This is a genomic window from Methylosinus sp. LW4 (genome assembly GCF_000379125.1).
Taxonomy (GTDB): domain Bacteria; phylum Pseudomonadota; class Alphaproteobacteria; order Rhizobiales; family Beijerinckiaceae; genus Methylosinus.
The window spans coordinates 200075-219811 of record NZ_KB900627.1 but is presented as its reverse complement, the minus strand read 5'-3'; the positions used below and the strand labels follow the sequence as shown (position 1 = coordinate 219811).

Annotated in this window: 15 protein-coding genes and 1 pseudogene (1 of these 16 running past the window's edge); 3 read left to right on the top strand and 13 right to left on the bottom strand. The window is 62.5% G+C overall.

The window, feature by feature from the left end; genetic code table 11:
- A protein-coding gene (locus METLW4_RS0120675; RefSeq protein ID WP_051079712.1) for a sigma-70 family RNA polymerase sigma factor crosses the window boundary here: on the top strand, positions 1-397 show its 3' portion. Its footprint begins 98 nt before the window's first position; the window shows 397 of its 495 coding nt (coding positions 99-495); its start codon lies beyond the left edge, outside the window; it ends in the stop codon at positions 395-397.
- Positions 394-1206, top strand: coding sequence for a hypothetical protein (locus METLW4_RS26675; protein ID WP_018268141.1), 813 nt, complete (start codon positions 394-396; stop codon positions 1204-1206). Before METLW4_RS0120675 ends, METLW4_RS26675 begins: the two co-directional genes overlap by 4 nt.
- A gap of 110 nt (positions 1207-1316) precedes the next feature.
- Here the strand turns inward: METLW4_RS26675 and METLW4_RS0120665 are convergent, their stop codons facing one another.
- The gene (locus METLW4_RS0120665; protein WP_018268140.1) at positions 1317-3620 is read right to left on the bottom strand and encodes a TonB-dependent receptor; all 2304 of its coding nucleotides are present in this window, start codon (positions 3618-3620) and stop codon (positions 1317-1319) included.
- An 899-nt stretch (positions 3621-4519) separates the two neighbouring features.
- On the bottom strand, positions 4520-6997 hold the full coding sequence (locus METLW4_RS0120655; protein WP_018268138.1) for a TonB-dependent receptor: 2478 nt from the start codon (positions 6995-6997) through the stop codon (positions 4520-4522).
- Positions 6998-7423: 426 nt separating this feature from the next.
- On the opposite strand from METLW4_RS0120655, the gene METLW4_RS0120650 reads away from it, so the two are divergent.
- Positions 7424-9988, top strand: a complete 2565-nt coding sequence (locus tag METLW4_RS0120650) for a TonB-dependent receptor (protein ID WP_245258506.1) — start codon at positions 7424-7426, stop codon at positions 9986-9988.
- 151 nt (positions 9989-10139) lie between these two features.
- Here the strand turns inward: METLW4_RS0120650 and METLW4_RS25615 are convergent, their stop codons facing one another.
- The 11 genes and pseudogenes from METLW4_RS25615 to msuE form a co-directional block, all read right to left on the bottom strand.
- Positions 10140-11438, bottom strand: a complete 1299-nt coding sequence (locus METLW4_RS25615; RefSeq protein WP_018268136.1) for a trans-sulfuration enzyme family protein — start codon at positions 11436-11438, stop codon at positions 10140-10142.
- On the bottom strand, positions 11425-12099 hold the full coding sequence (locus tag METLW4_RS0120640) for a methionine ABC transporter permease (RefSeq protein WP_018268135.1): 675 nt from the start codon (positions 12097-12099) through the stop codon (positions 11425-11427). Before METLW4_RS0120640 ends, METLW4_RS25615 begins: the two co-directional genes overlap by 14 nt.
- The gene (locus METLW4_RS0120635) at positions 12080-13168 is read right to left on the bottom strand and encodes a methionine ABC transporter ATP-binding protein (RefSeq protein ID WP_018268134.1); all 1089 of its coding nucleotides are present in this window, start codon (positions 13166-13168) and stop codon (positions 12080-12082) included. Before METLW4_RS0120635 ends, METLW4_RS0120640 begins: the two co-directional genes overlap by 20 nt.
- A 49-nt stretch (positions 13169-13217) precedes the next feature.
- Positions 13218-14099 (bottom strand): MetQ/NlpA family ABC transporter substrate-binding protein, encoded by an 882-nt coding sequence (locus tag METLW4_RS0120630; RefSeq protein ID WP_018268133.1) that lies wholly within the window; start codon positions 14097-14099, stop codon positions 13218-13220.
- Positions 14100-14317: 218 nt separating this feature from the next.
- Complete coding sequence (locus tag METLW4_RS0120625; RefSeq protein WP_018268132.1) at positions 14318-14656, bottom strand: hypothetical protein; 339 nt, start codon at positions 14654-14656, stop codon at positions 14318-14320.
- Between the two features lie 141 nt (positions 14657-14797).
- Positions 14798-15101: pseudogene (locus METLW4_RS25610) on the bottom strand (IS5/IS1182 family transposase); the annotation flags it as partial.
- Between the two features lie 101 nt (positions 15102-15202).
- Entirely contained in the window at positions 15203-16072 is an 870-nt protein-coding gene (rfbA, locus tag METLW4_RS0120615; RefSeq protein WP_026191685.1) for a glucose-1-phosphate thymidylyltransferase RfbA, read from the bottom strand.
- A 1-nt stretch (position 16073) separates the two neighbouring features.
- Positions 16074-16970, bottom strand: coding sequence for a dTDP-4-dehydrorhamnose reductase (gene rfbD, locus METLW4_RS0120610; protein WP_018268129.1), 897 nt, complete (start codon positions 16968-16970; stop codon positions 16074-16076).
- Between the two features lie 9 nt (positions 16971-16979).
- Positions 16980-17537 (bottom strand): dTDP-4-dehydrorhamnose 3,5-epimerase, encoded by a 558-nt coding sequence (gene rfbC, locus METLW4_RS0120605; RefSeq protein ID WP_018268128.1) that lies wholly within the window; start codon positions 17535-17537, stop codon positions 16980-16982.
- A gap of 18 nt (positions 17538-17555) precedes the next feature.
- Complete coding sequence (gene rfbB, locus METLW4_RS0120600) at positions 17556-18608, bottom strand: dTDP-glucose 4,6-dehydratase (RefSeq protein ID WP_018268127.1); 1053 nt, start codon at positions 18606-18608, stop codon at positions 17556-17558.
- A 555-nt stretch (positions 18609-19163) separates the two neighbouring features.
- The gene (msuE, locus tag METLW4_RS0120595; protein WP_026191684.1) at positions 19164-19703 is read right to left on the bottom strand and encodes an FMN reductase; all 540 of its coding nucleotides are present in this window, start codon (positions 19701-19703) and stop codon (positions 19164-19166) included.
- Between the last annotated feature and the right edge of the window lie 34 nt (positions 19704-19737).

Genomic DNA, 19737 nt, shown 5'->3' with positions numbered 1-19737 from the left:
CTCCGCGCTCGACGGCGCCGAGGTGGAGCATCCGCGCGCCTGGCTGCTGTCGATCACACGCAACGCGGCCTTCACCTGGCTCGCGAAGAATCGGCGCCGCGACCTCGTTCTCGTGGGCGTGGCCGAGGACGCTGAAGTCCAAGACGGCGCCTCGTCCATGTCCGAAGAGGCGTCTCCCGAGGCGGCGCTGATCGAGGCCGCAGATCGACGCAGCGTCGCCGCAGCGATCGCTTCATTGCCTATCCCGTTTCGCGAGGCGCTCGTCATGCGCGAGATCAATGGTTTGTCCTACCGCGAGATCGCCAGCGCCACGGGCGCGCCGATCGGCACCGTCATGTCGCGCCTCGCGCGGGCGCGCGCGCTTTTGATCGAGCGATTGGGGAGAGCGCCGCAATGAGCAAAGACCAGAATCGTGATCGCGTGCTTTTTTTGCAAGCCGACTTCGACCAGGAGCTGGATGCGGCGAGCGCGCTCGAGGCCGAGCGCCTTTTGTCCGAGGACGCGGGCGCCCGCGGAGATCGGGCGCGGCTCGCGGCGTTGCGGGAGACATTGCGCCGTCACGCCCCGCGCGAGGCGGCGCCGGCGGCGTTGCGGGCGCGCTTGCAGGAGCAGATAGGGGCTTCGAGCGCGCAGGGAGCGAGGGCGGCGCGACATCGTCTAACGCCGCCGCGGACATGGGGCGTCTATGCGGCGTCGATCGCCGCGACGATCGTGGCGACGGTCGGGCTGCAGCATCTCGCCGAGGAGTTCGCCGCGCCGGATCGCTTCACGCCCTATGTCGTCGCAGGCCATATGCGGAGCCAGATATCGGGGCAGCCGGTAGATGTCGCGTCGAGCGACCGTCATACGGTAAAGCCCTGGCTCGCTGGCAAGCTGCCGCTCGCCGTCACCGTCGTCGATCTCGCGGCCGAGGGATTTCCGCTCGCCGGCGCGAGGATCGACATCATCGGCGCCACGCCCGCGCCGACGCTGGTCTACAAGAGGCGCGAGCATCTCGTTTCCGTCGCGGAGCTGCAGCCTCGGTCGGTGAATTATCCAGAAACGCCTTCGCTGCGCATGATGGAAGGCTATCCCGTCGTCGTCTGGAAGGAGAAGCATCGCGCTTACGCGGCGATCTCGGATCTCTCGCCGGCGGAACTCGAGGCGTTTGTCGCGATTTTTCGGCAGGCCGCCGCGAAAATCGAGAGCGAGCCTTCTCTCAGGTGAGCAGAGCCTCGCTCGATGTCATTCGGGCCGAACGCCAGGCGCTGCCGCATGATCACGCCGGGCGTCGACCGCCCGGCGTCTTGGAGTCGTGATGGGTCGCCTTTTCTCCCCTATTTTGGTCCGAGCGCCGACGCGGAGTCCAAGATCGTCAGGGGACCGCTCAGCGTCACGCGAACAGCCGGCGGATCTTGCGGCTTGAAATGGCGATCCATGATTCCGATGCTACCGCCCGCATATCCCGGAAACAGGAGATAATCCTGTCGTCCGAAGGCGCCGTAGCCGTAGTCGATCGCGCTCGAACGCTGGTTCGTGACGTTGAATGCGTCGAGCTGAATTTTCCAGCCATTATCGAAACGATATCCGGCGCGCGCATTCAACGAGGCGGTCGCCGATGATCTGATTTGACCGTCCTCGGTGAGCGGACGCGAGCCGAAGTAGCGGTAATAGAGACCGCCGAACCAGCCTGTCTTCTCGCCGAGCTCGACGCCGGCCTTAGCGACCCAGACCGGGGCGAGCATCAGATAATTCCCGGGCGCGTTGCCCGGTAGATTGAGCGGGTAGAGCGGATCCCCGGCGTCATTGTTCACGAGCTGAAGATAGGTCGCCTTCTGGACCGCGTCCGAACCGCGGAAGCGCGCATGAGTTCCGGTTACTTCGCCGTAGGCGTGCGCCCAGGACGCGATCGAGTAGTCGCCGGTCCATTCGAAGCCGAGCCGCCGACCGGGACGTCCGTAGGTCGTCACGCCGGCGTCGCCCGAGAAAGTGTTCTCCGCATCGAAATCCTGCCAGAACAGGCTCAGTGACGTGTCCAGTCCCTCGATCGGCTTGGCGCGCACGCCCGCTTCGGCGCCGCGCGTCTTCGTCAGCAGCTGCACATTCGGGCCGTAGCTCCCGACGGCGGGATCCCAATGCGCCAATGCGCCGCGTATGTCCTCCTCTCGCAGCCCCTCGCCGAAATTGACGAAGAATTCCGAATTTCCGAGCTCGTGGAATGGTCCGAATACGAAGCCGGCCTTCGGGCTCGTGAACACGCGGCCGAGCTCGCCGTCGTTGGCCGATCCGATGAGGTTGGGCGCTCCGGCGAACCATCCCGGCGCATATAGCGGATTGAGGACAGTGTCGACCGCGCCGTGGACATAATCGAGCCGGAAACCGACGGTCGACCGGAACCAGGGCGTCCAACGCACAGTCGTATCCGTCCAGAGCGCGTGGGTGTAATTCTTGACGTAGTCGTCTCGGATCGAGTCGTATTGGTTTCGCAGATAGGAGTCGCCGAAGCCGTTGCGAATCGCATCGAAGCGGGTCTGGGCGCCGACCCGCGTTTCGACCGGGATCGTGGCGACATTATATTTCCAGCCGTGAACGGCGTTGAAGCCGAGCACGGTGCGACGATCGAACTGATGCGTCTGATCGTTCAATGGAAGCGGATTGGCGAGATTGTAGACGAAATCGTCATAGAGGTTGGTCGTCTCGCGAATGGCGAAAGCCTCGACGCGAGAGAAGTCGCTCGCGCTGCTCTGGCTCCACCGCGCCGAAAGACTGTAGCGCGTCGCATTGCCGCCATCGGACGGATCCTGCGTGCCCCAGCGCGACATCAGACCCAAAGCGACGTCATGCATCGGAATCTGATCGGTCCCGAACCAATGGTTCGAGAACGCCATTGCCGTGATCGACAGGCCATTCTCCTGGGTGCCCTGGCTCCATCGCAGCACGCCATTGATCTTGCGCTGTTCGTCGGGACGCTCCCAAGGGCCGTTATAGTTGTTGAGCTCGAGGGCGGCTAACAGCTCGCCATCGCCGATCGCGAAGGATTTGGCACCGAGCAAGCGGCCATAGCCGAACATGCCGCCAGAGGCCGATAGCAATCCTTCGCGAAGCTTGTCGACATATTGCATGCGGATTGAGCCGACGGAGGAGAAAATTCCTTCGTCGGCGAAATATGGCCCCTTGCGGACGTCGACCGCGCCAAACAGCTCGGGAATGATGAAATTGGCGTCGGCGTAGCCATTGCTGTGAACGTGCGAGCCTTGATTGATCGGCATCCCGTCGATCGTCAGGCCGATATCATAGCCATGATCGAGCGCGAAGCCGCGGAGAAAATATTGATTGGCTTTGCCGGCGCCGGAATGCTGCGCGACGATCAGACCCGGATCGATCTCCAGCGCTTCTGCCGGTTGGGAATAGGAGCGCGAAGCCACGTCCTGCGCATCGAAGCCTCTCGTGCTCGACGATGTGACGGGAGCGTCGCGCACTGCGTCTTTGGATGTCGGGGAAGCGTTGGCGCGCCGAGCCTCGACGGCGTTGCGGCCGATTTCGATCGTCGGCAGGCTTTCCTGACCATGGGCGTTTTGTGCACTGGCCGCAAGAACGAGCGCCGTCGCGCTCGCGGATCGCGAGAGAAGAATTTTGAGCATTGGAGTGTTCCCTTATGACCGTCTAACAGACAGCAGGGCGGCGCGGCATTCGCGAACGAAGCGAACCGCCACGACAGAAATGGCTAAACTCAGTTGAACGGCGCGTTCAATGTGACGCGAAGACGGAGAGGCGATGGAGGAGCACGGGCCCTATTCGCGGAAAACGCCGTAGCAGGAGAATGCGACGTCGTCGCGCCGACCGGCGGATGTCGATCATGGTCTGGCGTGAGATCGAAGACCAACGCCTGCGAAACCAGCAAAGGGAGTATATCGCAGATTTCGCAGAGAAGGCAGCCGGCGCCGGATTCACGCTCGTCGGACGAAGGTTGCGGGACGTGTCCATTCTGTTGGATGCAATGCCGAGCGCTAGCGTCGACAATCGGCGACGTGCTGTGCGTGTGGAGCGCATGCGCTCGTCCCATAGCGAGCAGCAGCATCGCCATGAGGACCGCAAGCGCGCGATGGAACACGATCGGCACTAGAATGTCACCATCTGCTTCCGCCGAGCTTGGCCGAGAGGATCAGAGTAGCGATCTTTCGATGATTTGGCCAACATTTGACGCCCCCTCTGAACAAAAGCCATGAAATTCATCAGGACTGTTGCGCTAATGCCACGTCGTGAACAATCATTTCGACCGGCTAGCCTCAGATCCCATGGGGCGTAGCGGCGGCCGGGAGGTATCGTGATAGCCGCGACAGCATCAGGGAGCGCCATCTCATGTGATGTTGTGGAAACCAGCAACAAGAGCCGGGTGGTGGAGCGCACGCCCGGGACTTGGGCATATCAATGCCGAGCAGACGACCGAGCTGGCGACCGGAGCGCTGGCGACATCGATCAAACGAGGTCGTCGGCAGCGATCCCGAGCCCGCGATGATCGAAGCGGCGCATCGGGCCGTGCTCACAGGAGCTTTACGCGAAAGGAGCCGCCGAAGGTCGCTGGCCAACGCGCCACGCCGACGGTCGCGGGGGTGCTGGCGGTTCCTGGATCCCATGAGGAAAAGGGACGCTCGTCCCCGATGTTCTTGGCCCAGAAGGTGAGGCTGTATCGACTATCGTCAGTGCGGATGCCGACGCCCGCGTTCACGATCGCGTAGCTACCTTGCCAATATTGCAGAATGGACCATGGATTGGTCAGCTGCGTCTTGTCGCGCCAATTGACGTTGAAATAGCCGAAGGCCGTGATCGGTCGCGATGCCCATTCGCCAAAAATTCCAAGGGCGGACAAATCGCCGAGATCGGCGAAAATCGCTCCGAGAGGCTGCTCATAATTTGCCCCGACATTGAACGTCCAGAGTGGCACGCCTGTCCAGCGCGTGTTGGAGAGCGACAATGCTTTGGGCGCGGCGACGTCGCCGCCGGACCAACTCCAATCCGCCGGCGGCGGCGCGTCCGGGAAGGACACCCAGCGGGCATCTGTAAATGCGGCGTTGAAATTGAGCCATAGCCGCTCGACAGGACTCCAGCGTCCATCGAATTCGACGCCGCGCACACGGGCGTGAGCGGCGTTGCCGAGCACGGACACGGCGACGGGCGAGCCGAGCGCGTCGACGCCCGATGAATCGACAATGTTCGTCTGGAATTTGTAGAAGTCGTTCCAATAGAGGTTGGCGTTGAAGAACAGCCGATTGTCGAGCCAGTTCGACTTGAAGCCGAGCTCATAGTCCCATGAGACCTCGGGCTTGGCGAAACGCGGCGGAAAGCGCAAGAATTCTCGCAGCCCGGTTTTCGGATTTGTCGTGTAGAGCGCATTGGAGGAATTGGCCGCGGCGCCCTTCTCGGCGCGCCCAAGGAGCCCATAAAGGAGGAGATTCTCGTTCACTTGATATTGCGGATTGATTACCGCCGTCACATGGTTGAGATATTTCGATTGGTAGCCGCTGTCTTGAACGCCTCCATAGTTGCTCGCCACGATGACCGCCTGATCCTGATCGGCGAGCGACACGTTGGGATAATAGCGGTTGAGATGCCACACTGCGCCGCCGGTAATCTCGTAGCTGTCGCGCAGACCGAGAGTGACCGCCAATTGCTCGTCCACATGCCAAGTCGCCTGTCCAAAAGCGGCGAATTGAAAGTCCCGGATCGTCGTGTACCACCAATCCTGGACGCCGGGCAGCGCGGCCGGCCGGTTCAGCCATTTGGCCGCATCGACGCCGAATTGCGTATGGTGCATCTGATTGTGCAAATCGTCATAGAAGAAGTAGAGGCCGGTCGTCCACTCGAGCGGCTGGTCCTTGGGCGAGGCCAGCCGAAACTCCTGAGACCCTTGGCCGACATAGGTGTTCATGCCGGCGCGCCACAATTCCAGCAGCTGTCCGTCTTGGAAAAACGGCTGCTCGTCGCGGTGGAAGCCATAGGCGGAAATCGAGGTCAAAATGTTCTCGCCGACGCTTACGTTGAGCTCGTTGGAAACGGTGATGTTTCTCACAGGTTCGACGCCCTGGCGCGCAATCGCGGGATGGTATGGGTCGAGGGATATGATCGGCTTGCCGATCCTCCAGACGTTCTGCACGAAAGTCGAGCTCGGACGTGTTCCATTGGCGTAGACCATAAACGAGTCGGAGAACGCCACGGCGGGGTAATTGCTGTACTCGTGAGATGCGCCGTAATTGAAGATGAGCCGATCCGAGAAATTGTCGCCGACATAGAACAACTGTCCACGCACGGCCCAGCGGTCAGTGTTCTTATAGCCGGCGCCGCTCACCGGATCGCGATTCCAGCCATCGCCCTTATCCATATAGTAGCTGATGCGATAGGCGAGCGTGTCGTCGATGATGGGACCGGTGACTGTGGCTTTTTCGATGACGCGGCTGTAATTGGCGAAATTGGTCTCGGTCGCCGCCTGCCTCGTGAACGACGGCAATTGGTTGCGGATGATGACGGCGCCGGCCGACGTGTTCTTGCCGCCGGCCGTCCCTTGTGGGCCGTAGGCGACTCCGAAGGACGCCACGTCGAAAAGGTCGAGCCATTGGAAGCCTTGATATCTCCAAAATACATTGTCGACGACATAGCCTGTCGGAGCCTCTCCCGAGGCCTGGATGCCGATCGATCGTATCGATGCTCGACCGTCGATCACCCGGCCGTTCGACGCTATGTTGTAGCTTGGGACGAGCTGCTGCAATTCGTCGAGGCGGTTGATGTTCTGACGCTCGATCGTCTTGGGATCGACGACGACGATCGACTTCGGTTTTTTCTGCGCATCCATGACGGGACGCGAGGTCTCGCCCCCGTCGTCGTCCTCGCCGGGGACGACGACATCGCCCACTTGGACGTTCACCGCAGCCGGAGCCGGAGCGTCCTCAGCGCGAGACCCGCCGAGTTGCATCGACAAAGCCACAGCGGCCGTCGCCATATAGGCGAGGCTGGACGCGCTGGACATGATACGAAATCGCATTTTCGTCGCGACGCCGGACACTGAGCGGACCATCGGGAATCCTTTAGTATATTAATCCTATCATATTAATATGATGTATAGCTGTGATACAGCTGTCAAGCCGAGTTCGGCGAGGGTGGTCCGCTGGCATGAGCTTGGACAGGCGCGAATAGCGACATCTAATTTTGCGACATACGAATTTCGAGGAGAAAGTCTCTGTCACAGTTGCGGCCTGGCGCGCATTCGCCGCGCCGGGATCATGCCATCTGCGGCAAAATCCTGAGATACAATGTAAAACTGCGGCTTGGCGAAACACCCCGAACGTAGGGATGCGCGCACTCGCTCGAGATCCGGTCTGGCGCTGTTGCAAATGGGCCACAGTGTTCGATAATTATTCATTTACGCCACGCTTCCGCCGGCAAGCGCGCCGCTTTGGCTTGCCACTACGTAAGTGAGTCGCTATTTCCGCTCGATAAACTGTGTTTTTGGCACACGGAGTGGGGCGTCAGGTCAATGGCATTCAGGCGGTGGTTGTTCTCTTGTGCGTCGTTGGCCCCCTATACGCTGCTCGGCGGCTCGTTGTTGGTGGGCGCGAACGCGCCGGCGCTCGCGCAGGACGCGCAGGTCGGGGATGTGTTCGTGCAGGGCGACGAAGCGGGGGCGCGGCGCGAAGCGCAGGCGCAGAAAGCGCCGCGCGCCATCAAGGTCATCACCGCGGACACGTTAGAGGAGCAGCAGCTCCAGACCCTCGACGACTTCGCCTTGAAGATCTCCAATTACAGGCCGAACACCAGCACTGCGCAATGGTCCTTCGCGTCGATCCGCGGCGTCGGCGCCGGGTCGAACACCGGGGTCGGCGCGCATTCCGCGACCGGATTCGTGCTCGACAACGTGTTCTGGCAAGCGCCGGGCTTCCAGTGGATGAACTTCTCTGGAATATCGTCTTTCGAAGTCGCCTATGGCCCCCAGGGCACGGCGGGCGGCAAGAACACGACGATGGGCAGCGTCGTCATCCACTCTCAGGCGCCGTCCTTCACACGCCGGGCGACACTCGAGACATCGTACGGAAGCTATGGCCGCACGACCGAAAAGGTGAACGTCACCGGTCCGATCATCGAGGACGCGCTCGCCTATCGCGTGACCGCATATTTCGACCGGGACAACGGGTTCATTCACGACCAAATCACGGGCGCGGGCTACGGCAACTTCGATCGTTGGGGCGTACGCGGCCAATTGCTTTTCGTCGGGGACGAGATAAGCGACCGTCTCATCTTCAACTACGCCAGCTCGAACGAATACCGGAACTATTTTCGCAGCGCCATTCCGATCGGCAATTCGAGCCTCATTTATGCGAATGGCACGGCTCCGGCGACCAGCTACGCTCAGAATTTCTCGAGCAGGCTCGGCCGGCCCGTTCTCACCTTCGATCCATATAAGCCGTACATGGCGCGCGAAGGGACCGACCCCCAGCGCAATTACACCGTCTCGAACGAGCTGAACGTCGGCATTGGCGACTATCTGCTGACGTCGATCTCGGCCTATGGTTTCGAGCGAGGCCTCGAGCGAGGCTTTTCCGATGGGAACCAATTGGCCGCCATTCGCGGCGGTTCGATGGATACATACGCCGGCCAGGGTTCGCAGGAACTGCGCTTCTCCTCGCCGAAGGGGCAGCCGTTCGAGTGGCAAGTCGGGCTCTACGGTTTCGCGGAAGACGTGCTGAGCCAGATGCACCATACCGATTTCGGCGCCGATGCGACGAAATGGTACAGCCTCCCGGCCGCTCTCCCCGGCGTCGCGGACTGGTGGTACGTCAAAGCGACGTCACATCAGGCCGCCGGATACGCCAACGCGACCTATCATTTCGACGAGCAGGCGGCGATCACATTCGGCATAAGGGATTCATGGGAGCGGAGGGGCGGGTCTGCGCGCCATCAACCCTCGCTCTATTACGGTGCCCAATACTCGCCTTTCCAGCAGGAGCAGGCGATCATCGCTTCCGGCGGCTGGGGCTGGTCCGACACCGGATCTCAGGCGAAATACCGCAATATGCTCACCGCGCTCGTCAACCCGGAATACCGGTACAACGACAATATCAATTTGTTCGGTCTCGTCGGCCGCGGAGAGAAAGCCTCGGCAGTCAATATAACGGGCACAGGTCCGATCTATGTGAACCGCGGCGGCACTTACTACCTCGTGGATCATGCTCCGCTGCTCGGCAACAAGCCCGAGGTGTCGTGGGATTATGAGCTGGGAGTCAAGACGAACTGGCTGGATGAGCGCCTGTTTCTCAACCTGACCGCCTATTGGACGGACCTATATAATTTTCAGGTCGTTCAAAGCAAGACGAGCTACGACACCAATGGCGCGCCGATTTCCGTCAGCAATGTCGGCAACGCCGAGCAGGCGAGGATGCGCGGCGTAGAATTCGACGGACGATGGAGCCCAATCGAGAAACTATGGATCACCTTTTCCGGCTCGTTGTCGGACGCGCGTTGGGTCAAATATACGCAAGCGCCCGCGCCGAGCGACTGGGCATGGTCGACGCCTGCGAATGCGCCCGCCAGCTTCATCAAAGCGCCGCAGTATATGTCGCTGTCCAACACACGCTGGACGAATCTTCCGAGATGGGCGTTCAGGGCCGGAGCCAATTACGAGCATCCTCTCGGAGCGGTGTTCAGCGGCTCGGGACTGGGGCCGTGGGCCGAACAATCGATCAGCGCGTTCGGCTATTTCAATGTCGCCTACACGGATAAGATTCAGCTGACCAATCCATGGTCGGTGGCTCAGTATTGGAACCGGCCCTATGTCGATCTCAGCGTCGGCGCCGGCTTGAAGACCAGCGACAACCATTACAGGCTGACATTCTGGGGTAAGAACCTCTTCAATGTGGTGCCTTTCATGTCTTGGTCGCCCGGCAGCGGAAGCACGCCGACCTCTGTCACCCTCGGCATGCCGCCGGTCACCTACGGCGGCACGTTGAGCGTGGTGCTCGACTGAGCGCGCTTTGACCGCAGGGCTCTGAATCCGGGTCAGCGGGCTGAGGTGGCCTTGCGTTGCGGCTTCACGGGCCTTTCGTGAAGCAATTGCGCGGATAAGACCGCCCGGCGCCGCTTCGATCGATCGATCGATCGAGACGCGCCGCGCCGATCTATGGCGCGGAGACGGACACGGGTTCCGCGCCTCCCGTCGCGGCGCTGTCCAACGCTCGGGCAAGGTCCTCGAATAGATCGGATGTGGATTCGATTCCTGTCGAGAGGCGCAGCAGATCGTCTGGAACCGGCGTTCCCGGACCTTCGACGCTGGCGCGATGCTCGATCAAGCTCTCGACGCCGCCGAGCGACGTCGCGCGCTTCCAAATCCTCACCTGCGCGGCGGTCGCGATCGCCGCCGCCGCCCCGCCTCTCACGCGAATGGACAACATGCCGCCGTGTCCGCCATGCATCTGTCGCTGGGCGACATCATGGCCCGGAAACGCCGGGAGGCCCGGATAGAGAACCTCGGAAACGGCCTCATGCGTCGCGAGCCGCTCGGCGAGCTCCAGCGCCGACCGAGACTGCGCGCGCACGCGAAGGAAAAGCGTGCGCAAGCCGCGCTGCAAAAGCCAGGCTTCGAAAGGCCCGAGCACGGCGCCGTTGCGCGCCGAGATCATGCGGATGCGATCCCAGAATTCGTCCCGTCGCGCGGCGACGACGGCGCCGGCCACCACGTCCGAATGACCGTTCAGATATTTCGTCGCCGAATGAACGACAAGATCGGCGCCGAGCGACAAGGGCCGCGTGAGCACGGGCGAAGCCGCGGTGGAGTCGACGGCGAGCCGCGCGCCTGCGCGATGGGCAATCGCCGCCGCCGCGGCGATATCGGAGATCGTCCACATCGGGTTGGCGGGGGTTTCCACCCAGACGAGACGTGTCTCGCCGGGCCGCGCTGCGGCTTCGAGAGCAGTCGCATCCGCTAGATCGACGAAGTCGACGCGCAAGCCCCAGCGCGTCGCGAAATCGGCGAGCCAGCCGCGCAAGGCCCAATACATGACCTTCGGCGCGATCACATGATCGCCGGGGTCCAAAGCGAGAAAAACCGCCGTCGCGGCCGCCATCCCGGAGGAGAAGAGAAGCGTTTCCGCGCCTCCTTCCAGCGCGTTCAAGGTCTGAGCGGCGGCCGCATATGTCGGGTTGTCTGGACGCGAGTAAATGCGCCCCTCCGGGAAGCTGTTGTCTGGCGCGCGCTCGAAGGTCGTCGACGGATGGATGGGCGGGATGAGCGCGCCGACGGAGGGGGCGATCCTGCCGACGGCCTGCGCTGCGATGGTTTCCGGCTCGGTCAAATGCGTGAACCTCGATTGGAGAAACGGGGAGCTTCGGGCGGCGGGACGATCGACTAATTGACATCGCGTCGACCCGCGGGCCGGCGCGCGCTCGATCTCGCAGAGCGGATCGTCAGGCTTCGGCATTCGCGCGACTTCTTTTGTCGAACCGAGCAGCCAGCCTATCTCCCGCCCATTGCAGCGCGGATACGAGCGCGATGAGAACGAAGACGACGACGACCATGACGTTGGTCTCGAAACGTTGATATCCGTAACGTATGGCGAGATCGCCGAGCCCGCCCGAGCCGACCGCGCCCGCCATGGCGGAGGCGCCGATCAGCGTCACGAGAGTCACGGTGAACCCGCTCGTCAAGCCCGGCAGCGCTTCTGGGATCAGCACGTCGAAAATGATCGTCCAACGACTGCCGCCCATTGCCCGCGCCGCTTCGATCAAGCCTTGGTCGACCTCACGAAAGGACAGCTCGGCGATGCGCGCGTAATAGGGGATCGCTGCGAGCGACAAGGGGACGATCGCGGCCGCTACGCCGATCGACGTGCCGACGATCCATCGCGTGAGCGGAATCGCCGCGACCAGGAGAATAATGAAAGGAATGGATCGCGCCGCATTCACGACGGCGCCGATCAGCCGATTGAGCCATATCCGCTCGACGAGTCCATGTCGATCGGTCATGACGAGCAACAGTCCGAGCGGCAGGCCGAGAGCGAGCGAAACGAATCCGGCGGCCGCCGTCATGACCAATGTCTCGACGAAAGACCGCCAAAGAAGCTCAAGCATCGCCAGCGACATGGCCGAGCACCTCCACCTCGTCCGCATGCAGCCGCAGGAAATCCAGCGCCGCGGAAAATTGGGCGTGGTCACGCCCGTCGGCTTCGAGAAGCAGCGCTCCTACCTCCTCGCCCCTCACACGGTCCACGCCGCCATGAACGAGGGACACGCGCAGGCCCGTTGCGAGCGCGAGCTCCGCCAGGAGCGGCGCTCGCGCTCGAGCGCCTATGACGACGACTTTCAGCAGCGTTCGCACTCCGCGACCGGCGACGAGGCGCGCCGCAAGATCGTCCGGCAATGTCGGCCGATAAGCGCGTAGCAGGCTACGGGTGGTCGCGGCGCAGGGCGAGGCGAATATCCGCCGAACGGGCCCCTGCTCGACGATGTTTCCGCCGTCGAGCACCGCCACGCGGTCGGCGATCGCGCGCACGACGCTGATCTCGTGCGTCACCAGCAGGATGGTGACATCGAGCTTGTGATTGATGTCCCGCAGCAATTCCAAGATTGCGTCTGTCGTTTCGGGATCCAGGGCCGAGGTCGCTTCGTCCGATAGCAGCAGCGCCGGCCGCGCCGCCAGAGCGCGCGCGATGCCGACCCGCTGCTTTTGGCCGCCGGAGAGCTGCGCCGGATAGGCGCCGGCTTTGTCGGCAAGCCCGATCAGCTCGAGCAGCTCGGCGACACGCGCGTTGCGGACCGCGCGCGGTAGCCCTGCAATCTCGAGCGGCAAAGCGATATTTTCCGCCGCCGTCTTCGCCGACATCAGATTGAAGTGCTGGAAGACGATGCCGATTTTCCGGCGCAGCGGCTGCAGCTCGCGCTCGCCGAGCCCGATGATCGAGCGCCCTTCTATCTCGATGTCGCCGCTGTCGGGGCGCTCGAGGCCGTTGAGACAGCGGATGAGCGTCGACTTGCCGGCGCCGCTGCGGCCGATGAGTCCGAGCACCTCGCCGCGGCGAATCGAGAGCGAGACTTGGTCCAACGCGATCGTCGCGCCGAACCGCTTCGTCACCTCGCTCAGGCGCACGACCGACGATGAGCCGCTCTCGCTCTGCGAGCTGAGCGTCGATGCGTCGAAGGCGGACGTCAGCACGATCGAGCCGGTCCTTCATGGGACGCGTCGCCGCCGCGGGGCGTGAAACTCACCACGCGGGAACGCCGGCGCCGTGAAAGATGCTCGCCAGGGCGCCCTTCACGACATCGTTCTGATAAGCGCCGACGAGCGCTCCGACCCAGGGATCGTTCTCATGGCCGGATTTGACGGCGATGAAGTTCCGATAAGGATTGTCGGCGAGCGACTCCTGCGCGATACGATCCTCGGCGAGCTTCAGGCCGGATTTGATGGCCCAATCGGTGTTGACCACGGCGGCCGAAAGATCGTCGATTGCGCGGCCGACGACGCCGGCGTCGAGCTCCATGATCGCGAGACTCCTCGGATTGTCGACGATATCTGCGGTCGTCGCGAGGACGTCGGCGCCATCGCGCAGCTTGATGAGCCCGACGCGCTGCAGGAGAACCAACGCGCGGCCCTCGTTGGACGGGTCGTTGGGAACGCCGATGATCGCGCCTTTCGGCAAATTGGCCACAGAGCGAACCTTGCGCGAATAGAGGCCGATCGGCCAGACGGCGGTGAAGCCGACAGGCGTTATGTGATAGCCGCGCGTCTTGATTTGACTGTCGAGATAGGGCTTGTGCTGAAACGCATTGGCTTCGACGTCGCCGCGTTCCAAAGCCTCATTGGGCTGTGTGTAGTCGTTGAAGACGACGATCTTTATCGTCAACCCATTCTTGGCCGCCTGCGCCGCCACCACCTTCCAAAGATCTTCATCCTCGCCGCCTAAAACACCGACGCGCACCGTCTCGGCAAAGGCCGGCGCAGCAAGCAGCGTGAGCGCGGAGAGGGCGAAAGCCAAAGCCAGCGCGAGCGCCGAGCCACGTCTTAGGCTCTGCAAAGCCGCGGCCATGGAAGCGCGCTCCGTCAGAACGACGAAGCGCCGCCCCGCTCTGTGTGGAAAGCTGATCATTGCGTCGTTCCTGAGGAGGCTGACACGAGGGCGAGACCGTCGCACAAAGAGAACGAATACGATAGGGATTGTCAATAGTTCGCGATCAGAAGCCGGATGGGCAGGACGCCGCCGATCCGCCCGAGCAGAGCGACCGACGAAGCCGGCGCGACGGTCCTGGCCGATTCCCGCGGCGTTGCGATGATGAAACGGTCACAGCGTCATATCGGGCGTCCCGCTCATTCGAGCTTCACCAGCAAGGTTCCGCCTATGGTGCGCGGAAAATCCTGCAGAGTGACGGTGGTCGCCGTCGTTGAGCTGCCCGGCGACCAGCCCATGATGTAGCGCTGGTCGAACAGATTCTTCGACCAGATCGAGAGACTGTAGCGCTCGTCGTCGGTGCGCAGGCCGAGGCCGGCGTTCACGATCGTATAGGCCGGCTGCCAATATTGCAGCGCCGACCAGGGATTGGTCAGCTGCGTGCGATCCTGCCAGGCGACATTGACATTGCCGAAAGCGGTGACGGGCCGATCCCAGAAGGTCGTGTCCCCACCGGTGGTGTAGCAGCTCGGGAGCAAGCCGCTCGCGACGCGCGCTTTTCATAGCGCCGTAGCGAGCGAGCGGATCGCGCCCCGGAGCATGGTGTAGCTGGATCGAGGTGGACACCAGGATTTCCGGCTTTGGCCGGAATGGTCAGGCGGTCACGGCGGAAAGTCTGACGATCGGATCACCGCCGCCGACGGGCTCGCCTCGCGTCCCTGCCTTTCGCGGTCGAGCATGAGTTCGACGTCATGGATCGTTTGGAACAGAAAACGCCGCGCCAACTCGCGGAACCAGCCATAGACAGTTCGCCAACGCCCGAAATGCACGGGCAACATCAATCTCGCGCGGACGGCCTCGGCGCCCGGGCTTCGGCATCAGCGGCGCGATCCTCTCCCATTCCTCATCCGTCAAATCGGAAGGATAGCGCTTTGTCTTCTGGGCGATCTTGGCCATTCGGCCCCGTTGCTGGCGTATCCACATCCAAAGTGTGAATCACATCCGCTGAAAAACGGGACTCCCGCATCAATCCGATTTTCCAGACGGGCTCTCACGCCACTTTTCTTATTGTGAGAGGCCGGGTTTTAATGTTCCTTGTCTACCTGCGTCAGATAGGCGCCATACTGGCTTTTGGCGAGTTTCTGCGCGGCGGCGCGTAGCGTTTCGGCGTCGATCCAGCCTTGGCGGAAGGCGATCTCCTCGAGGCAGGCGATGCGTTGGCCCTGCCGCAGCTCGATCGCGCGGACATATTCCGCCGCCTCCAGCAGCGAGGCCGGCGTGCCCGTGTCGAGCCAGGCGAAGCCGCGGCCCAAGCGCTCGACATTCAGCTCGCCGCGCTGCAGATAGATGTTGTTGAGATCGGTGATCTCCAATTCGCCGCGCGGCGAGGGCCGCAGCTCCGCCGCATATTGCGGCGCGCGCTCGTCGTAGAAATAAAGCCCCGTGACCGCCCAATTGGATTTGGGCGCTTTCGGCTTTTCCTCGAGCGATAGTGCGCGGCCCTGCGCGTCGAAATCGACGACGCCGTAACGCTCGGGGTCGGCGACGTGATAGGCGAAGACGGTGGCGCCGCGGCGCGATTGCTTCGCCTTGGTCAGCGATTCCGTGAGGCCGTGGCCGTAGAAAATATTGTCGCCCAGCACCAGCACGGAGCTTCGCCCCTCGACGAAGCTCGCGCCGATGACATAGGCCTGCGCGAGCCCGTCCGGCCGCGGCTGCACGGCGTAAGTGAAGGAGACGCCCCATTGCGCGCCGGAGCCGAGCAGGCGCTCGAACGCCGCTTCGTCATCCGGCGTCGTGATGACGAGTATCTCGCGCACGCCGGCGAGCATCAGCGCGCTCAGCGGATAATAGATCATCGGCTTGTCATAGACCGGCAGCAATTGCTTGGAGACGGCGAGCGTCGCCGGATGAAGCCGCGTGCCGCTGCCGCCCGCGAGAATGATTCCGCGCATGTCATGCTCCTCCATCTGTGGGGCCGGCGAGCAGCCTGTCGACGCAGGCCGCGAGCGATGGGCGCCAGTCGGGCAGAGCGACGCCGTAGATTTGCGAAAGTTTCGTATTGTCGAGACGCGAATTGGCCGGGCGCCGCGCCGGCGTCGGATAATCCGCCGTCGTGATGCGGCGAACGCGCACCGGTCTGCGACCATGCTCCGCAGCGCGCGCGAAAATCGCTTCGGCGACATCGGCCCAGCAGGCTTCGCCCGCACCGGTCATGTGAAAGACGCCGCGCAGCTGCGGCGCGCTGTCGCTGCAAAGGCGCTTCGCAATGCGCAATGTCGCCTCGGCTATGTCGAGCGCGCTCGTCGGATTGCCGAGCTGATCGGCGACGACGCCGACCTCCTCGCGCGTCTCGCCGAGCCGCAACATGGTGCGCAAGAAATTCGCGCCGAAAGGGCTATAGACCCAGGCTGTGCGCAGCATGGCGGCGTTTGGGCAGAGCGCCGCGACGCGGCTTTCGCCCTCAAGCTTGGAGCGGCCATAGGCGCCGAGCGGCGCGGTCGGATCATCCTCGCGATAGGGGCGCGCAGCGGAGCCGTCGAACACATAGTCGGTCGAAAAATGAATGAGCGGAACGCCGAGCGCATCCGCCGCCTCGGCGACATGGCCAGCGCCCTCGCCATTGACGCGCAGGGCGAGCGCTTCTTCCTGCTCCGCTTTGTCGACGGCGGTGTAAGCAGCCGCATTGACGATCGCATCGCAGCGCGCGTCATTCAGCGCCGCGCGAACGCTGTCGCGATCGACAAGATCGAGCTGCGGCCTGCCGAGCGCGATGATTTGCGTTTCCTCATCGGCGCGCTCGCGCAGAGCGGTGACGATCTGGCCCTGCGTTCCGGTGACGGCGATGCGCATCGTCACCCCTTACTCGAATGTATCGGAAAGATCGCGCAGGCGCGGCCAGCGGCGATCCTTCTCCGACAGAACTGCCCGCGCCGGGGCGATCGGCCAAGCGATGTCGAGATCGGGATCGTCGAAGGCGAGGCCCCGATCATTGGGCGCCGAATAGAAATTCGTCACCTTATAGACAACTTCCGTATCCGGCTCGAGCGTGCAGAAGCCATGCGCGAAGCCGATGGGAACGAGCAATTGCCGCCAATTCTCGGCGGAGAGCTCCACCGCGACATGACGGCCGAATGTGGGCGACGCGCGGCGAATATCGACCGCCACATCCAATATGCGGCCGCGCGTGACGCGCACCAGCTTGTCCTGCGCGAAAGGCGCGGTCTGAAAATGCAGCCCGCGAATGACGCCTATGTCGCGCGAGAGCGAATGATTGTCCTGCACGAAGCGCAATGGCGGCAGGCCGCGTTCCTGCCAACGCTTTTCATTATAGCTCTCGGAGAAAAAGCCGCGCGCATCGCCGAAGCGATCGGGCGTGACGATCTTGACGCCATCGAGCGCCGTGTCCTCGACCTTCATTCTGTCCTCACGCGCGCGTCAGGCGACGCAGCCGAGCCGCTCGCCGCGATATTTGCCGGAGCGTATGGCTTTCCACCAATCTTCATTGTCGAGATACCAGCGCACCGTCTTGGCGAGGCCGCTCGCAAAGCTCTCCTTTGCGCGCCAGCCGAGCTCGCGCTCGATCTTCGAGCAATCGATCGCATAGCGCAGATCATGGCCCGGCCGATCCTGCACGAATGTGATCAGCTCGCGATAAGAGCCGCGCGCGCGGGGCCGCAGCTCGTCGAGACTGTCGCAAATCGCCTGCACCACTTCTATGTTGCGCATCTCCGAGCGGCCGCCGACATTATAGGACTGTCCGACGACGCCGGCGCGCGCGACGGTGAGCAGCGCCTCGGCGTGATCCTCGACAAAGAGCCAGTCGCGCACATTCTCGCCGCGTCCATAGACGGGCAGCGGCTTCTCCTCGAGCGCATTGAGAATGGTGAGCGGAATGAGCTTTTCCGGGAAATGATAGGGGCCGTAATTATTGGAGCAATTGGTGACGATGGTCGGCAGGCCATAGGTCTCGCGCCAAGCGCGCGCGAGATGATCTGAGCCCGCTTTCGAAGCGGAATAGGGCGAGTTGGGCGCATAGGGCGTGTCCTCGCGAAACAGCCCCTCCGCCCCGAGCGCGCCGAACACTTCATCGGTAGAAATATGCAGAAAGCGAAAGCCGGCGGCGGTCTGCCCATCGAGCCCACGCCAATAATCGAGCGCCGCGGCGAGCAGAGTGAAAGTGCCGACGACATTGGTCTCGATGAAGGCGCCCGGCCCGTCTATGGAACGATCGACATGGCTTTCGGCGGCGAGATGCATCACGACGTCGGGCCGGAACTCCGCGAAGGCGGCGGCGACGGCGTCGCGGTCGCAAATATCGGCGCGCCGAAAGGCGTAGCGCGGATCGCCCGCGATGGGCGCGAGCGAGTCGAGATTGCCGGCATAGGTGAGCTTGTCATAGACGAGCAGATCATGCGGCGTCGTCTCGATGATGCGGCGCGAAACCGCCGAGCCGATGAAGCCGGCGCCGCCGGTCACGAGTATGCGCATCTATCGCCCGATCCGCACATAGAGTTGATTGACGCGTGACTTTATCCGCTCATGCTCACGTTGAGACCACAATAAAGAGCGTGTAGCTTGAATACGACTCAGGCAAGCTATCATTGTTCCGCAACACCTATTTTTAAAATACGGCAATTGCGGCCGCATCCTGCGAACGAAAGATTGGACCTAAATCACCCACTACCATTGATTTATAACGGAAGTCAACGGTCGGGTTTACGCCGACCTTCACTGAACAAAGCCGCGCCGCTTGTGTGGACGTCCCGACTTGTGTGCTTTTGACGCTATCGGAACGACGGCGGAGGGACCTCCGGGCCTGCAGGACGACGCAATCTGCTCATGGGCCTACGACGAGAGGATATCATCCGTTTAGGCGCCACGCTTGCCTCGTCGGTCCGCGTGGGACTCGTACTGTCGATTGTCGGAGCCGATAGCTCCCCCGTCATATCTCGAGGATATCAACCTTCGGGGGAGCGCCGCGCGTCAAATCGGCCGATGGCGACTTATTGATGACGCGGCGGTAATTCGCAATAACTGAACCGCCTAACCTCGCAGCTCCAAATAGCCGATTCCACTCTCGACCGCGAGTTGGATGCGCTCCTTCAACGCGTCGCTACTCACCTCATAATTCGAGAAGTCGCTATCGTTGGCGTAGACGCCGAGCGGTAAAGTCAGCGACTGGAAAAATGCGAACAAGGGCCGCAATTGGTGATCGATCATTAATGAATGTCGATCGCTGCCGCCTGTCGCCGCGAGCAGAACCGGCTTGCCGATCAGCGCCTCGTGATGAACGAGATCGAAGAGATGCTTGAAGAGGCCTGTGTAGGAACCGCGATAGACCGGCGTCGTCACGACCAGCGCATCCGCGGTCTCGATTCGTGTCACGGCTTCGCTCACCGATGCAGGAGCGCTCTTCGCGGAGATGACGCCGGCGAGATCTTGGACGAGATCGGCGACCGAGATCGCATGGGCGTCGATCGGCATCCTTGCGGCGATTGCCTCGGTAATGGCTTTCGCCAGCGCGGCGGCGCGTGACGGGTGTCCGAGGCCGCCGGATACGGCGACGAGCTTCATCGTGGACATGTCGTCTCCTATGTTCATGTTGCGAGCGTCGGCC

Excerpts from the sequence above, each read along its gene's own strand:
- METLW4_RS0120630 (WP_018268133.1), bottom strand. The coding sequence starts at position 14,099 with ATGATCAGCTTTCCACACAGAGCGGGGCGGCGCTTCGTCGTTCTGACG.
- rfbB (WP_018268127.1), bottom strand. The coding sequence starts at position 18,608 with ATGCGCATACTCGTGACCGGCGGCGCCGGCTTCATCGGCTCGGCGGTT.
- rfbA (WP_026191685.1), bottom strand. The coding sequence starts at position 16,072 with ATGCGCGGAATCATTCTCGCGGGCGGCAGCGGCACGCGGCTTCATCCG.
- METLW4_RS25615 (WP_018268136.1), bottom strand. The coding sequence starts at position 11,438 with ATGCCGAAGCCTGACGATCCGCTCTGCGAGATCGAGCGCGCGCCGGCC.
- METLW4_RS26675 (WP_018268141.1), top strand. The coding sequence starts at position 394 with ATGAGCAAAGACCAGAATCGTGATCGCGTGCTTTTTTTGCAAGCCGAC.
- msuE (WP_026191684.1), bottom strand. The coding sequence starts at position 19,703 with ATGTCCACGATGAAGCTCGTCGCCGTATCCGGCGGCCTCGGACACCCG.
- rfbC (WP_018268128.1), bottom strand. The coding sequence starts at position 17,537 with ATGAAGGTCGAGGACACGGCGCTCGATGGCGTCAAGATCGTCACGCCC.
- METLW4_RS0120655 (WP_018268138.1), bottom strand. The coding sequence starts at position 6,997 with ATGTCCAGCGCGTCCAGCCTCGCCTATATGGCGACGGCCGCTGTGGCT.
- METLW4_RS0120665 (WP_018268140.1), bottom strand. The coding sequence starts at position 3,620 with ATGCTCAAAATTCTTCTCTCGCGATCCGCGAGCGCGACGGCGCTCGTT.
- rfbD (WP_018268129.1), bottom strand. The coding sequence starts at position 16,970 with ATGCGCATCGCCGTCACCGGAACGCAGGGCCAGATCGTCACCGCTCTG.
- METLW4_RS0120640 (WP_018268135.1), bottom strand. The coding sequence starts at position 12,099 with ATGTCGCTGGCGATGCTTGAGCTTCTTTGGCGGTCTTTCGTCGAGACA.